Raw genomic sequence first — 14,335 nt, 5'->3', positions numbered from 1 at the left:
CGTATTAAATCCTGTCGGGTGTTCGGATTCGGATCGGGATGCCACGGGCGCGCGGTCGAGGAGAATCGAGCGATGGGACGTGGCCGAACCGGTTATCTCGGTGCGCCGGCGCCGCCCAGCCGCCGCAGGACGGGCGCGTGCTGGCGGATCAGGTCGTCGACCGTCTCGACGGCCCGTCGGGCCTCCGCCTCGTCGACACCGTTGCCGTAGCGGGCGCGCTCGTACGCGTCGGCGACGGCGCGGACGCGATCGCCGAACCGGTCGCGGGAGATCGCCTCAACGTACTGGCGCGGCGTCTCCCCCGGCCGGCGTGGCCGGTAGACGATCGACGCGAGATACTCCAGTCGTCGGAACGCCCGCTCGGCGTCCGTGTTCGGGTCCGTGCTCGACTGATGGAGCAGCCAGACCGTCCGTCGGACTCGCCCCGTCAGCCCGAGACGGCGCGCGCCGGCGACGAGCCCGACCAGCGCGGCGGCCCCGACGGCCACGTCCTCGCCGGTGGGTGTCCAGTCGCCGTCGCCGTCGCCGTCATCGCCGGCGCCGGACCCGCTCCCGGCCGGCGTCGCGTCCGCGGTGAGCCCGCCGGCGGCGGTGGCGACCGTGGCGTTGCCGAACTCGTCGACCCCGGGGTTGACCGCGCCGATATCGGGCGTCGACCCGGCCGACGCCGTGGATCCGGAGCCGGGCGTCGCGGTCGGCGTCTCGTAGCTCCCGTTCTCGGAGCCCGCGGCGTCGACGTTCTCGGCTCCCTCCTCGCGGGCCGTCTCGACGCTCGCCTGCTCTGCGCTCTCGCGCGGTCCCGACGGGGTCGGGTCGAACTGGACCCAGCCGTGGCCGGGGAAGTACACCTCGACCCACGCGTGCGAGTCGAGCCCGCGGACGACGTACGTGTCCTCGCTGACCTGCTGGCCGGACGTGTAGCCGGTGACGAACCGCGCAGGCACCCCCTGCGTGCGCAACATCGCGACCATCGTCGTCGCGTAGTAGACGCAGTAGCCCGCGTCCATCTCGAACAGGAAGCTGTCGGCGGTGTTCCCCTGCGGACTCGGCACGTCGAGCGAGTACTCCTTCGTCCGTTCGAGGTACCGCTCGACGGCGGCCGCCGCCTCGTAGGGGTTCGACGCGTCGGCCTGCTCGAGCACCTCGGCGGTGCGCTCGCCGACGCGGTCGGGCGTGCTCTCGGGGAGTTGGGTGTACCGCGCCGAGACCGACGACGGGTAGTCGGTCCCCGCACGCCGGAGCTGCCCGGTCGTCGCGGTCGGCCGTTGGCTGACGACCGTGTAGGTGTCGTTCTCCAGCAGCGTCGTGCCCGGCTTGAGCCCGTCGTGGTCGGTCACCTGCGCGGTGTCGGCCGCGCGGCCGCGGAGCTCGACCGGCTTCCAGGCCGCCGGCAGCGCGTCGAGTTTCCCGCGGGCGGTCACCCGCTGGACCAGCCGCTCGCTCTCGCCGGGCGGCTCGCCGAGCGACCCGGACGCGTAGGGGGTGGTATCGCCCGTTCTGACCCACCTGCCGCCGGTGTAGCGGTCGTACGAGCCGACGCGCCAGTACGCGGACTCGTCGGCCTGAACGGTGAATCGAACCTCGGGAGACAGACGGATGCTCCCGAGGACGCCGACGGAGTCGGTGTTCGCGACCAGGCTCGACTCGACGGTCGGCGAGTCGCCGCCGGGGAGCACAGGGTTCGACGCGCTCCCGGGGACGACGCTGACGACGGAGGTGACGACGACCATCGCGGCGACGACCACCGCGATCGTGTCCCACTGTGCGAGCACGCCCGCTCGTCCGGCCGCGGCCAGCTGCGAGAAGCCGACCGCGAGCGTGAGTCCGACCGCGGCCGCGAGGCCGACGCCGGCGCTCGCGTCGCCGGTGAGGACGAAAAAGCCCGTCGTGGCCGCGGCGACGGTTCCCGCGGCGGCGTGGCGTCTGCGGACGAGGAGATACGTCGACAGGAACGTCGGCACCGGAACGAGGAACAGCGCCCACGCGCCGGCGTTGAGCAGCCGCAGCACCGACAGCCCCGTGAGCAGCGCGAGCACGTCGGCGGCGACGCGGCCGACGGTGAACAGCGCGCGCGCCGACGGCGGCACCGACAGGAAGTAGCCGATCAGCGCGAGCGCGAACCCGGCGGCGGCGAGGCCGACGGCGGTCCGCTCGCGGAGGAAGCCCCCGAGCCACGCCGCCGCCGCCACGACGACCGCCACCTCCATGAGAAGGAACGTCGCGCCGCCGACCACGTCGACGACGTGGTAGAACACCGCGAGGAACGACGCGGCGGCGAGACCCACGCCCAGCGCGGCGGGGGAGCGAACCGCCGCGGCGACCGAGTAGCGGCCGGAGTCGCCTCCGCCCGCGTCGCCGCTCCGGCGGTGGGCGTTCGCGGCGTCGTCGGCGTCTCCGGAGCCTCCCGATCCCATGCCGCCGAAGCGGTCGCCGACGGGGGTACTCACGCGGCCACCTCCCCGTCCGCTGTGGAGCCGGTTCCGCGCTCGGAGCCAGTCCGCGGGTCGGGCCGCGAGACGCCGTATGTCGCGGGTCGGTCCGAGCGGAAGTCCGCGAACTCGTGGTCCTCCCCGGCCACGGAGACGCGCACGCCGTCCGCCTCGCCGTACACCGTCACGTCGGCGTCCGCGTCGGCGACGCGGCCGGGACCGATCACCGCGAGCCGTTCGAGCAGGCGGACCTGACTGCCGCGCTCGCCCGTGACCGTGAGGGTTCCGTCCGGGAGCGACACGTCGACCGGAACGCCGTCCTCGACGAGCGCGAGCGCGAGGCTCGCGGTCGCCTCGGCCATCCCGTCGGCGGCGCCGGGCGCCGCGGCGGCGCCGGCCGCGACCGAGACCGCCTCCGTCTCCGCCTCCGCGGAGAACTCCTTCACGATGAGGTCCTCCCGCTTGGCGGTCGACTTCCAGTGGACGTCCCGCAGCGAGTCGCCGCGGGCGTACTCGCGGAGCCGGTCGAACTCGCGGCGCTCCTCGTGGACGCCCGTCTCGTGGAGCGCGCGCAGGTCGCGGCGGGCCCAGCCGGCGATGGCGTGGACCGTGGGGTAGACGAGCACCTCGCTCGTCGCCGTCGTCGACAGGTCGGTCTCCGCGAGTCCGAGCGCGTCGCGGGCGGTCACGTCCGCCGGGCCGAACCGGTGGCGACCGCGCGACTCGTAGGTCACCTCGTACTCGACCGGAACCGCGCCGACGACCGTCTCGAAGACGGCGAGCCCGCCGTCGGCGTCGCCGCCGTCCGTGCCGGCGAGTCGGACCCCGTCGGCGACGCGCTCGCGGACGACGCCGGCGAACGGGCGGTCCATCCCCGCCCCGGCGCTCGGGCGGGGGCCGTCGCGGTCGCCGAAGAACAGCCGGACGGGGTACGTCCGTCCGACGTGGTCGTCCGGCGGCACGTCGCGCGCGACCGCCGGCGGCTCGACCCAGCGCAGTTGGAGGTATGCGGCGCTCAACGCGACGATCGCGGGGACGACGACGGCGTTGAGCGAGCGCGGACCGAACGCGAGCCCGGAGACGACGGCGATGACGGCGACCGCGACGACGACCCTCCCGCGTCGGGTGAGCCGCATAATTACTCGACGGCCACCGACGAGAGGGCGTCCTCGACCACGTCGAGGCCGGACTCGCTGCCGGTCCGGGGGCGGACGCGGTGGGCGAACACCGACCGAGCCTCCGTCTGCACGTCGTCGGGGACGACGTAGTCGCGGCCGTCGATGACCGCGCGAGCCTGGGCGGCGCGCACGAGCGCGATGCTGCCGCGGGGACTCACGCCGAGTTGGGCGTGCTCGCGGGTGTACGTCGCCAGATCGGTGACGTACTCGCGGACCGGCTCGGAGACACCGACCTCGCCGACGGTCGCGCGGGCGCGACGCAGCTCCCCGGTCGTCGCCACCGACTCCAGCGACTCGATCGGATGCTCGCCGGCCGTGCGGCCCAGCATCTCCGTCTCGTCGGTCCGGTCCGGGTAGCCCAGCCGGAGCTTCTTCATGAAGCGGTCGACCTCCGCCAGCGGGAGCTCGTAGGTGCGCCCGGGCTCCACGTCGTTTTGCGTCGCGATGACGGTGAAGGGGTCCGGGAGCTCGCGGGTGACGCCGTCGACGGTCACCTGTCGCTCCTCCATCGCCTCCAGCAGCGCCGACTGCGTCTTCGGCGGCGCGCGATTGATCTCGTCGCCGAGGACGATGTTCGCGAACACCGGCCCGGGACGGAACTCGAACTCGCCGCGTTTCTGGTTGTACACGTTGATCCCGGTCACGTCCGACGGGAGGAGGTCGGGCGTGAACTGGACGCGCTTGAACTCGCAGTCGACCGAGGTCGCAAGCGATCGCGCGAGCATCGTCTTGCCGACGCCGGGCACGTCCTCCAACAGGAGGTGGCCCCGAGCGAGGACGGTCACGAGGATGTGCTCGATCGCGGCGTCGTTGCCGACGATGACCCGGGAGACGTTGTCGGCGACGCGGTCGACGAGGTCCGCCGCCTCCGACACGGGAAGCGGGGCGGCTCCGGCCGAGCCGTCCCGTTCCGCGGCGGTGGGGTCCGCCTCCTCGTCGACATCCGGCTCGGTCTCGGGTTCCGCCTCTGCGTCGCTCACGCGGCGCACACCCCGGCGGAAGAGTACACCCGGATGCGGGCTGTCTGGGTGCCGTTCACAGACCACGTCAAGGGCCGGACTGACCTAACTCTGCCGCATGCGGACGTATGTCACGCCAGGGCGACGCCGGGCGATCCCGAGCGCTCCGGACCAGAACGGAGAGGTGACGAGCCGATCGGAGCGACCCCGATCGCTTCGGGTGGAGCGACCGAGACGGACACCGGCGACGCCGAGCGGACCGAGCCGGTGCGAAACCCTTTCGCCGCTCGCCCGCCCCTCTCACAGCCAAGCACATGGTCACGGGAGCGCCGGCGACGATGCTCGACCGCCGGGAGGAGCTGACGCCGATGCTCGCGCAGTACGTCGGGGTCGCCGAGCGGTACGACGACGCGATCGTCCTCTTCCGCGTCGGCGACTTCTACAAGGCGTTCTGCGAGGCCGCCGACGAGGTCGCCCGGATCTGCGAGCTCACCCGGATCGAGCGCGAGGACTCCACCGGTACCTACACCGCCTGTGGCATCCCCGTCGACAACGCCCCGAAGTACCTGAAGCGGCTGCTCGACGCCGAGTACCGCGTCGCCGTCGCCGACCAAGTCGAGGACCCGGAGGAGGCGTCCGGGCTCGTCGATCGCGCGGTCACGCAGGTGCTCACCCCCGGCACCGTCGTCGAGGAGGAGCTGCTCGCGGAGGGGTCGAACACCTACGTCGCCTGCGTAGCGAGCGAAGGGACCGAGGCCTCGAACCGAACGGGGAGCGAGCGCGATCGAGCACGGCGAGACCGGGACGGCGAGCGGCGATCGGAGGGGGCCGCGAGCGACGCGACCAGTGAGGACGACACGAACGCCACGTACGGCGTCGCCCACGTCGACGTGTCGACCGGCGAGTGCGCCGTCACCGCCGGCGACGCCGCCGCGGTCGAGGAGGAACTCGCACGGATCGGTCCCGCCGAGCTGCTGTGCGGCCCCGGGGTCGACCCCGCCGTCGTCGACAGCGCCGACTGCATGCGCACCGAGCGCGACCCGGAGACGTTCGAGGTCGACGCCGCCCGCGCCGTGCTCGACCGCTACGCCGACCCCGACCGCTTCGGCGCGGCCGAGCGCGTCGCCTGCGGCGCACTGTTGTCGTACGCCGAGTATACCCAGGGTGACGACGGGCCGCTGGGGTACGTCCGCCGCGTCCGACGGTACGACCCCCGGCGCTCGCTGCGGCTGGACGCGACCGCGCTCAGGGGGCTTGAGCTGTTCGAGAACCACGTCGGGTCCGGACGGACGCTGTTCGACACGCTCGACGAGACGCGCTCGGCGCTGGGGCGGCGACGCCTACGCGCGTGGCTCCGGCGGCCGCTCGTCGACCGCGAGGCCATCGAGGCGCGACACGACGCGGTCGCGGCGTTCGCCGAGCGCACGCTCGTCCGCGAGGACGTGCGCGAGGCGCTCTCGGCGGCGTACGACCTCGAACGGCTCGCCGGCCGCATCTCCCGGGGCCGCGCGAACGCCCGCGACCTCCGCTCGCTCCACGACACGCTCGCGGCGGTGCCGGGGATCCGCGACGCGATCGCGGGCGTAGAGGCGCTGGCCGGGGTGCGCGCCGATCTCGATCCGCTCGACGACCTCCGCGAGCTGATCGACGCCGCCGTCGTCGAGGAGCCGCCACAGGAGATCACCGAGGGCGGGGTGATCCGCGCGGGCTACGACGACGAACTCGACGAGACCCGGTCGACCGCCCGCGAGGGACGCGAGTGGATCGCGAACCTGGAGGAACGCGAGCGCGAACGCACCGGGATCGACAACCTGGAAGTGGGGTACACGCAGGTCCACGGCTACTACATCGAGGTGACGAACGGACAGCTCGACAAGGTGCCCGACGACTACACCCGGCGTCAGACGCTGAAGAACTCCGAGCGCTTCTACACGCCCGAACTGAAGCGTCGCGAGGACGAGATCCTCGGCGCCGAGGAGCGCGCGGACGCCATGGAGTACGAGCTGTTCGCCGACCTCCGCGATCGGATCGCCGAGGACGAGGGTGAACGGAGTGAGCCCTCGAAGCGAACGGCGAGCGACGCGAGCCGTGAGCACGGCGAGTCCGACCGGATCGGCGCGCTCGCGGACGCGATGGCTCGTGTGGACGCGCTGGCGGCGCTCGCGACCGCCGCCGTCGAGCGCGACTACGTCCGGCCCGAGATGAGCGCCGACGGCATCTCTCTCGATCGCTCCCGTCACCCCGTCGTCGAGGAGACCGCGGAGGAGTTCGTGCCCAACGACGCCGACCTCCCGCGGGGGACCGTCGCGCTGATCACCGGACCGAACATGAGCGGGAAGTCGACGTACATGCGTCAGGTCGCGCTCGCGGTCGTGCTCGCGCAGGCGGGGTCGTTCGTCCCCGCCGACGCGGCCCGGCTTCCGGTGGTCGACCGGGTGTTCACCCGCGTCGGCGCCAGCGACGACATCGCCGGCGGCGAGTCGACGTTCATGCGCGAGATGCGCGAGCTGACCGACGTGCTCCACGACGCGACGGGCGACTCGCTGGTCCTGCTCGACGAGGTAGGACGGGGCACCTCGACGACGGACGGTCGGGCCATCGCCCGCGCCGCCGTCGAGTTCCTCCACGACGAGACGGGCGCGACGACCCTGTTCGCGACCCACTATCACGGACTCACCGATCTCGCCGACGAGTACGACCGCGTCGTCAACCGCCACTTCGCGGCGACCGAGCGCGACGGGGATATCACGTTCCTCCATCGAGTCCGCGAGGGCGCCGCCTCCTCGTCGTACGGCGTCGAGGTCGCGGCGTTGGCGGGTGTCCCGGAATCGGTCGTCGCCCGCGCGCACGACCTCGTCGCCGCCGAGCGTGACGGGGAAGGGTCGACCGCCGACTCCGATCCCGCCGACGCGACCCCCCAGCGCACGCTCGACGAGGTCGCGACGAACGGGCACGATACGTCGTCGCGACCGACCGCGTCCGGATCGCCTCGCGCCGACCCCGAGATCGCCGATCTCCTCGCGGATCTCCGCGACCTCCCCCTCGCTGAGACGACGCCGCTGGAGGCGCTGAACCGACTTCACGAGCTCCAGCGGCGCGCCGAGGAGGCGGGCGATGACGGCAACGACGATGGCACCGACCACGGCGACACCGGCGCCGGCGGTGAGCGATCGTGAGCCGCGACGCCGAGATCGACGCTCCCGCCGTCCGCGAACTGTCCGAGGCGACCGTCGAGCGCATCGCCGCCGGCGAGGTGATCACCCGGCCGGCCCGCGTCGTCGCCGAACTCGTGGAGAACGCGCTCGACGCCGACGCCGAGCGGATCGAGGTGGCGGTCGACGGCGACGGCACCGACCGGATCCGCGTCGCCGACGACGGGCGCGGAATGGGCCGGGAAGACGCCGTCCGCGCGGTCGACCCCCACACGACGAGCAAGATCCGGGCGGCCGACGACCTCCGGGGGGCGACGACGCTCGGCTTCCGCGGCGAGGCGCTCGCGGCCGTCGCGGACGCCGGGCGACTGGAGCTGGTGACGAACGACGGCTCAGCCGTCGGAACACGAGTGGCAGTGACGGGGAGCGAAAAGGCGGTCGAAGATGCCGGCCGCGCCCGCGGCACCACGGTCGTCGTGACCGACCTGTTCGGCGACCGGCCCGCGCGCCGGGAGTCGCTGGCGTCCCCCGCGCGGGAGTTCGGCCGGGTCACAGAGCTGCTCACCTCGTACGCGCTCGCCCGGCCCGACGTGGCGTTCTCGCTCGAACACGACGACCGGGAGACGGCGTCCACCCCCGGCACCGGGCTCCGCGACGCGCTCGTCGCGCTGTACGGCCGGGAGACCGGCGGCGAGTCCACGGCGGTCACGCACCGTGCCGGGATCGACCTCGCCGACCGCGCTGCGGACCTCGCGGTCGAGGGGCGGCTCTGTTACCCCTCCACGACGCGCTCGACGCGGGATCACGTCCACGTCGCCGTGAACGGACGGCCCGTCCGCGACGACGATATCCGGCGGGCCGTCGCCCGCGGATACGGGAGCCTGCTCCCGAGCGCCCGGGAGCCCGTCGCCGTCGTCCACCTCGACCTCCCCGCGTGGGCGGTCGACCCGAACGTCCACCCCGCGAAAGAGCGCGTCGCGATCCGCGGCGGCGACGCCGTCGTCGACGCCGTCGAGGCCGGGGTCCGGGAGGCGCTGACGACCGCCGACCTCCGGCGGTCGGGGGAGGTGGCGATGGACCTGGACACCTCGCTCGCCCCCGTCGAGGCGGCCGAGTCGGACTTCGCCGACGCGACCGTACTCGGGGTCCTCCGCGACCTGTACGTCGTCTGCGAGTCCGGCGACGACCTGCTCGTCGTCGACCAACACGCCGCCCACGAGCGCGTCAACTTCGAGCGCCTGCGGGCGGCGCTGGCCGAGGAAGCGGTGCCGTCGGCCGAGTTGGACCCGGCGGAGACGGTGACGCTCGACCCGCCGACGGCCGCCGCCGTCGAGGAGAACCGCGGGGAACTGTCGACGCTCGGCTTCTCGGTCGACCCGTTCGGCGGGACGACCTACCGCGTGACGGCGGTGCCGGCGCCGCTGGGGCGCGTCGCCGACGCGGACGCGCTTCGGGGGGTCGCGGCCGACCTCCGGGAGTCTGGCGGCCGCGGCGGCGCCGATTCCCTCCGGGAGGAGTTGCTCGCGGATCTGGCCTGTCACCCCTCGCTGAAGGCCGGCGACGCGCTCGACCGCGAGACGGCGACTCGGCTCGTCGAGCGACTCGGCGAGTGCGAGCAGCCGTACGCCTGCCCGCACGGTCGGCCGACGGTGCTGTCGGTGGCGGCGTCGACGCTTGCGGAGGGGTTCGAGCGCCACGGCTCGCGGTGAACCCCGCGTCTCACCACACCTTGCAGTCGTCGCAGACGTAGTCGCCGTCGTCGCGCCAGCGGCGCGTCACCCGTTCGCCGCAGGCGGCGCAGGGCGCGCCGTCGGGCGAGTGATCGTACGTCGGCTCCGCGGGGTCGACGGCGTCGAGGTGGTCGCCCTCGGGCGAGCCTCCCTCGTCGTCGGCGTCCGCGGTGGCGTCGGTGTTCGTGGCGTCCGCGTCGACGTCGGCATCCTCGTCGGCGCCGGCGAACTCCTCCAGCGATCGGTCTTCGGACACGGTTCGACCGAGCGGCGCCCGGAGCATAACTCCGGCGCGGGCCGGTCGCGACGCGTCCGTCCCGTGGGCGCGGCGCCGACACATCAACGCTCAAGTCCCCGCGGGACCGAGCGCCGAGCATGGTAACCGTCATCGACTTCGTCGCTCGGCTGGTCACCAGCGTCATCGACCTGATCGTCATCTTCGTGACGGACGTGGCGCTTCGGGACCCGCTGTCGTTCGTCTCGTTCCTGTTCGGCGCCACGTTCGTCGGCGGGGCGTCGCTGGCGCTGGGCTACCTCGCGCTCGGCGCGCTCGGCTACGAGTTCGGCATCGGCAACCTCCCGGCGAAGAGCCAGCGCGTCCGCGGCCAGCGCTGAACCGGCCGCTCGAAGACCAAGAGAACTTCTCCGCCGTTCTACTCCGTCGCCCGAGCGGCCGCCTCGGCCGCCAGCTCGATCGCCGCGTCGAGATCCGGGCCCAGCGGCGAGCCGACGACCAGCGAGTCGGCGTGCTCCAGCACCGCCGCCATCCGGTCGGCGACCGCCGCGGCGTCGCCGGCCATGCAGAACGCGTCGACCATCGCGGGCGTGACCAGGTCGAACGCCTCCGAAAAGTCGCCGGCTGCGATGTGGTCGCCGATATCGCCGGCCAGGTCCACGTCGATCCCGTGGCGCTCAAGCACCGGCGGGGCCGCGCCGGCGGCGATGAACGCCACCGGGGGCCGGGCGGCCTCCCGCGCCTCGTTCGGGTCGGCGGCGACGCTGACGGCGGCGTACGCCGCGAGGTCGAACTCGCCGCGCGAGTCCGGTCGGTCGGATTTCCCCTGCTCGACCTGCTCGCGCGCCCACGCGAGGTCGTCGGGGTGTGAGCCGTTGAACAGCAGGCCGTCGGCGTGTTTGCCCGCCATCCGGCACATGTGCGGCCCCTCGCCGCCGACGTACACCGGGATGTCGGCGCCCTGCGGTGGTGTGTAGTTCAGTCCGGCGTCGTCGGCGTCGAAGGTGGACGCGCCGTCGACGCGCTCGCCGGCCCACAGCTTCCGTGCGGTCTTGAACGCCTCCAGCACCGGACGGAGGCCCCGCCCGTCGCCGAGCCCGAGGTTGCGCAGCGTCGAGGGGTCGCCGGGGCCGACGCCGAAGACGGCGCGGCCGCCGCTGGCTTCGTCGAGCGTCGCCACCTTCGAGGCGAGCGTCGCCGGGTGGAACTCCAGCGGATTGACGACGCCGGGGCCGAGGCGGGCGTCGTCGGTCGCGGCGGCGAGCCGCGAGAGCACCGAGAACGCGTCGCGGTTGTTGTAGTGGTGAGAGACGAACAGCGAATCGAAGCCCGACTCCTCCGCGAGCGTCCCCAGCTCGACCATCCGGTCGACCGGGTGCTCAGGCGCGAGTTCGATGCCGAGCATCGGCGCCGTCGCGTCCGCCGGCTCGCCGTCGGCGTCGGTCGGGCTACTCATCGAACTCCCACCCCCGGATCGCCTGCCGGATCAGGTCGCCGTCCACGTCGCGGAAGTGCGCGTCGCTGTCCCCGTGGTCGCCCCACTCGAAGTCGCGGACGACGACCGCCGGCGTTCCGCCGTCGCCCTCGCCGGCGACGAGGTTCGCGGCGGCGGCGAGTTCGTCGGCGACGCTCTCGACGGTCACGCCGAGCTCGCGGCCGTCCCTGTCCGACTCGCCGCGCCAGTCGCGAGCCGGCGCCATGCCGGCCCAGCCGACGGCGACGCCGCGCTGGCCGTGGCGGAACGGCCGGCCGCAGGTGTCGGTGACGAGCACGCGGTCGGCGGGCAGCCCCTCGCTGATGCGCTCGGCGGAATCGGACGGTCGCGTCGGCAGGAGGAGGAGGTCGTGCTCGGGGACGTTCGAGCGGTCGATCCCGGCGTTGACGCCGACGTGCCCGAACCGGGACTCGGTGAGCAGGAACGGCGCCTCCATGATCACCTCGGTCGATTCCTCGAGGACGGCCTGCGCGAAGCGCGGGTCCTTCTCCTCGCCGCTGATCTCCTCCAGTCGAGCGGCGACCTCCCGCGCTCGCGGGCCGGCGGGGAAGTCGTCGAGGTCGAACGCGCGGCCCTCGGCCTTCGAGACGACCGTCGAGGCGACGCAGACCACGTCGTCCGGGCGGAGATCGACCCGGTCGCGGATCAGCGCCGCGAGGTCGTCCCCCTCCCGGATCTCGGGGAGATCGGGGACGGCGAATAGCTCCATACGATACCTGCGGCCGTCCCCCGCAAAAGCGCGCCGGTGGGGGTACACGTGTCCGGTGTTCGCGTCGGCGAACGTGGCCGACACTCGCGCCCGCGACGCGTCGGCGACGAACGACGCGGCGACGACGATGGGAAGGAGTGATACGCGCCGACCGGATACACTCGACCGGGCGGCCGTGACGAGGGTTACCCCCACCGAGCCCCGTGTGACGAGGGATTCACCCGAGCCGCCCGATACCGACCCGTGAGCCGGGGCTGTGTGGCTGACACGTATGGGACCGATCGCGGCGTTACATCGAGGAGGAGTGCTTCCGTCCCCGTACAAAAACGCTCGCAGCGATTCCGCCGTCGGTCGCTACTCGGTCACTTGCGCCGCCTCTTCCCGCGCCCCGAGGTGGCTCCGCAGGGTGTCCACGTCCTTGTTGCCCGCGCCGGTGTTGAGGAGCACAACCGTGTCGTCGGCGCCGAGATCGCCGCGCTCGGCGAGCTCGAACGCCCCCGACACCGCGGCGGCACACGTCGCGCCGACCTCGATCCCCTCCGCCTGTGCGACCTCGATCGCCGCGTCGAGGATCGCCGCGTCGCCAGTAGCGACGGCCCCGCCGCCCGACTCCTCGATCGCGTCGAGGATCCACGGCGACGCGCCCGGGTCCGGGACGGCGATGCCGTTACACGCCGTGGTGATGTCCGTCCACGCCTCGTGCGCCTCGGCGCCGTCGTCCCACGCGCGGACGACCGGCGCACAGCCTTCCGCCTGCGCGGCGTACATCCCCGGCAACTCGTCGGTGAAGCCAAGCTCGCGGAGTTCGAGGGCGGCTTTGTGCATTCCGATCAGGCCGACGCCGCCGCCGGTCGGGTAGACGATCGCGTCGGGCACGTCCCAGTCCAGTTGCTCGATCGTCTCGTATCCCATCGTCTTCTTCACGTCGTGGCGGTACGGCGTCACGAACGTCTTCGTCGAGTACCAGCCGGCCTCGTCGCCCTCGGCGCCGGGCTCCATCGCCGCGGCGTACTCGGCGCCGGCGTCGGTGATCTCCCCCTTCGCGATCCGGAGGTCGCCGCCGTGGACCTCAGTCATCGCCTTCTGCGTGAAGCCGGCGCGGTCCGGGAGGAACACGTGCGAGTCGAGTCCCGCCCGGGCAGCGTAGGCGCTGGCGGCCTGCCCTGCGTTGCCGGCGCTGTTGAGCGCGATCGACTCGGCGCCGTGTTCGACGGCGGCGGTGACGGCGCCCGTCTGGCCACGGTCCTTGAACGTCCCCGTCGGGTTCCGTCCCTCGTCTTTGACGTAGACGGCGCCGACGCCCATCCGCTCGGCCAGCGTCGGGCACTCGACCAGCGGCGTCGCTCCCTCCCCCATCGAGACGGCCGCCCCCCTCGGGAACGGGAGCAGTTCCTCGTAGCGCCACAGCGAGTCGAAGGGGCGCGACTCGAGGTCCTCGCGAGAGAGATCGACTGTGTCGAGGTCGTACTCGGGGTCGGTGATGCCGCCGCAGTCGGGGCAGCGGTGGGTCACCTCGCTCGGGTCGTGGCGGGCGTCGCAGTCGATACAGCGCAACGCGACGAAGGCGTCGGTGGTTCGCACACGCGCCGACTCGGCGGGGCGCGACTAACCGCTTGTGCATCCGGCGGTCCGCGGGTGACTCCAGGTCGTGAGCGGACCAGGGGGTTCGATCTTACTCGACACGCCGCACGATCCCGCGGACCTCCTCGCGGTACGCGTCGGGCGTGAGACCCAGATCCACGTCGACCGTGACGGTGATCGCCTCCGAGAGGTCCCGATCGACGGTCCGAGCGAAGTTCTCCGCGGGGTACGCCCCGCCGGCGATCAGGAGGCCGCCGTCGTGGATCCACGACGCGAGCAGTCCCTCGACGGCGACGCTGCCTTCCTCGATGGTGATCGTCTCGCCACGCACGTCGAACGACAGCTCGTCGAACGCGAAGGCGGCGCTGTACTCGGTGAGCGAGGCCGCCTCGCCCGTCTCGACGGTGAGCGTTCCGGCGTCGGTGGCCGAGATGTCCGTGAGCCCCGCCGACGAGAGCTGCGACTCGAACTGGCCGCGGGCGACCTCGCCCGCGCGCTCGGCGAGTTCCTCCCGCGCCGACTCCAGCGGGATGTCGGCGAGGTTCGGCGAGAAGGCGATCCGGCTGGCGAAGACGTTCGAGAGCGGCGCGTCGAGCGCCCCGAGCGTCTTCTTGGAGACTGCGGCGCGAAGCGCCGCGTCGTCGTACACGCGGGTGACCGCCGTCGCGGTCACGTCGACGCCGGCGACCGTCCGCGAGAGCACCTCCTCGGTGTCCGCGCGCGTTCGCTCCCATCCCCCCTCTTCGAGCCGGTTCTCGGGAACCCGCGGCGGGCGAACCGTTCCCGACGCGGTCCCGCAGCCCGCCACCCCCGCGATACCGGCGGCCGCCGCCCCCGCGAGGAATCCTCGTCTGTCCATGGACAGCG

Annotated in this window: 11 protein-coding genes; 3 read left to right on the top strand and 8 right to left on the bottom strand. The window is 73.0% G+C overall.

Annotated features, from left to right (window positions below; translation table 11 throughout):
* Positions 1–92: 92 nt before the first annotated feature.
* Genes K6T25_RS08080 through K6T25_RS08070 form a run of 3 tightly spaced genes read right to left on the bottom strand, consistent with a single transcriptional unit; the run spans position 93 to position 4,587 of the window.
* Complete coding sequence (locus tag K6T25_RS08080) at positions 93–2,447, bottom strand: transglutaminase TgpA family protein (protein ID WP_225917711.1); 2,355 nt, start codon at positions 2,445–2,447, stop codon at positions 93–95.
* Positions 2,444–3,565 (bottom strand): DUF58 domain-containing protein, encoded by a 1,122-nt coding sequence (locus tag K6T25_RS08075; RefSeq protein WP_222913049.1) that lies wholly within the window; start codon positions 3,563–3,565, stop codon positions 2,444–2,446. Before K6T25_RS08075 ends, K6T25_RS08080 begins: the two co-directional genes overlap by 4 nt.
* 2 nt (positions 3,566–3,567) lie before the next feature.
* The gene (locus tag K6T25_RS08070) at positions 3,568–4,587 is read right to left on the bottom strand and encodes an AAA family ATPase (RefSeq protein WP_222913048.1); all 1,020 of its coding nucleotides are present in this window, start codon (positions 4,585–4,587) and stop codon (positions 3,568–3,570) included.
* Positions 4,588–4,880: 293 nt separating this feature from the next.
* Between K6T25_RS08070 and mutS the strand changes: the two genes are divergently transcribed.
* Positions 4,881–7,742 carry a DNA mismatch repair protein MutS gene (gene mutS / locus K6T25_RS08065; RefSeq protein ID WP_222913045.1) on the top strand — a complete coding sequence of 954 codons (2,862 nt, stop codon included), beginning with the start codon at positions 4,881–4,883 and terminating at the stop codon, positions 7,740–7,742.
* On the top strand, positions 7,739–9,427 hold the full coding sequence (gene mutL / locus K6T25_RS08060) for a DNA mismatch repair endonuclease MutL (RefSeq protein WP_225917709.1): 1,689 nt from the start codon (positions 7,739–7,741) through the stop codon (positions 9,425–9,427). The genes mutS and mutL overlap by 4 nt, the downstream gene beginning before the upstream one ends.
* Before the next feature lie 10 nt (positions 9,428–9,437).
* Here the strand turns inward: mutL and K6T25_RS08055 are convergent, their stop codons facing one another.
* Positions 9,438–9,704, bottom strand: coding sequence for a DUF7573 domain-containing protein (locus K6T25_RS08055; protein WP_222913043.1), 267 nt, complete (start codon positions 9,702–9,704; stop codon positions 9,438–9,440).
* A 119-nt stretch (positions 9,705–9,823) separates the two neighbouring features.
* Here K6T25_RS08055 and K6T25_RS08050 point away from each other — a divergent pair, with 119 nt between their 5' ends.
* On the top strand, positions 9,824–10,063 hold the full coding sequence (locus K6T25_RS08050; protein ID WP_222913041.1) for a DUF8024 family protein: 240 nt from the start codon (positions 9,824–9,826) through the stop codon (positions 10,061–10,063).
* A 38-nt stretch (positions 10,064–10,101) separates the two neighbouring features.
* On the opposite strand, the gene K6T25_RS08045 is transcribed toward K6T25_RS08050, so the two are convergent.
* The 4 genes from K6T25_RS08045 to K6T25_RS08030 form a co-directional block, all read right to left on the bottom strand.
* Entirely contained in the window at positions 10,102–11,088 is a 987-nt protein-coding gene (locus tag K6T25_RS08045; RefSeq protein ID WP_222917948.1) for a 5,10-methylenetetrahydromethanopterin reductase, read from the bottom strand.
* A 43-nt stretch (positions 11,089–11,131) separates the two neighbouring features.
* Positions 11,132–11,887, bottom strand: a complete 756-nt coding sequence (locus tag K6T25_RS08040) for a coenzyme F420-0:L-glutamate ligase (protein ID WP_222913040.1) — start codon at positions 11,885–11,887, stop codon at positions 11,132–11,134.
* A gap of 354 nt (positions 11,888–12,241) precedes the next feature.
* The gene (locus tag K6T25_RS08035) at positions 12,242–13,468 is read right to left on the bottom strand and encodes a threonine synthase (RefSeq protein WP_222913038.1); all 1,227 of its coding nucleotides are present in this window, start codon (positions 13,466–13,468) and stop codon (positions 12,242–12,244) included.
* A gap of 91 nt (positions 13,469–13,559) precedes the next feature.
* Complete coding sequence (locus tag K6T25_RS08030; protein ID WP_222913035.1) at positions 13,560–14,327, bottom strand: DUF6517 family protein; 768 nt, start codon at positions 14,325–14,327, stop codon at positions 13,560–13,562.
* Positions 14,328–14,335: the final 8 nt, after the last annotated feature.

Source organism: Halobaculum rubrum (assembly GCF_019880225.1).
Classification (GTDB): domain Archaea; phylum Halobacteriota; class Halobacteria; order Halobacteriales; family Haloferacaceae; genus Halobaculum; species Halobaculum rubrum.
The sequence above is the reverse complement of the archived record's forward strand: the minus strand, read 5'-3'. Positions and strand labels throughout refer to the sequence as shown.

Coding starts and splice junctions, on each gene's coding strand:
- K6T25_RS08040 (WP_222913040.1), bottom strand. CDS start 11,887: ATGGAGCTATTCGCCGTCCCCGATCTCCCCGAGATCCGGGAGGGGGAC.
- K6T25_RS08050 (WP_222913041.1), top strand. CDS start 9,824: ATGGTAACCGTCATCGACTTCGTCGCTCGGCTGGTCACCAGCGTCATC.
- mutS (WP_222913045.1), top strand. CDS start 4,881: ATGGTCACGGGAGCGCCGGCGACGATGCTCGACCGCCGGGAGGAGCTG.
- K6T25_RS08045 (WP_222917948.1), bottom strand. CDS start 11,088: ATGCTCGGCATCGAACTCGCGCCTGAGCACCCGGTCGACCGGATGGTC.
- K6T25_RS08075 (WP_222913049.1), bottom strand. CDS start 3,565: ATGCGGCTCACCCGACGCGGGAGGGTCGTCGTCGCGGTCGCCGTCATC.
- K6T25_RS08030 (WP_222913035.1), bottom strand. CDS start 14,327: ATGGACAGACGAGGATTCCTCGCGGGGGCGGCGGCCGCCGGTATCGCG.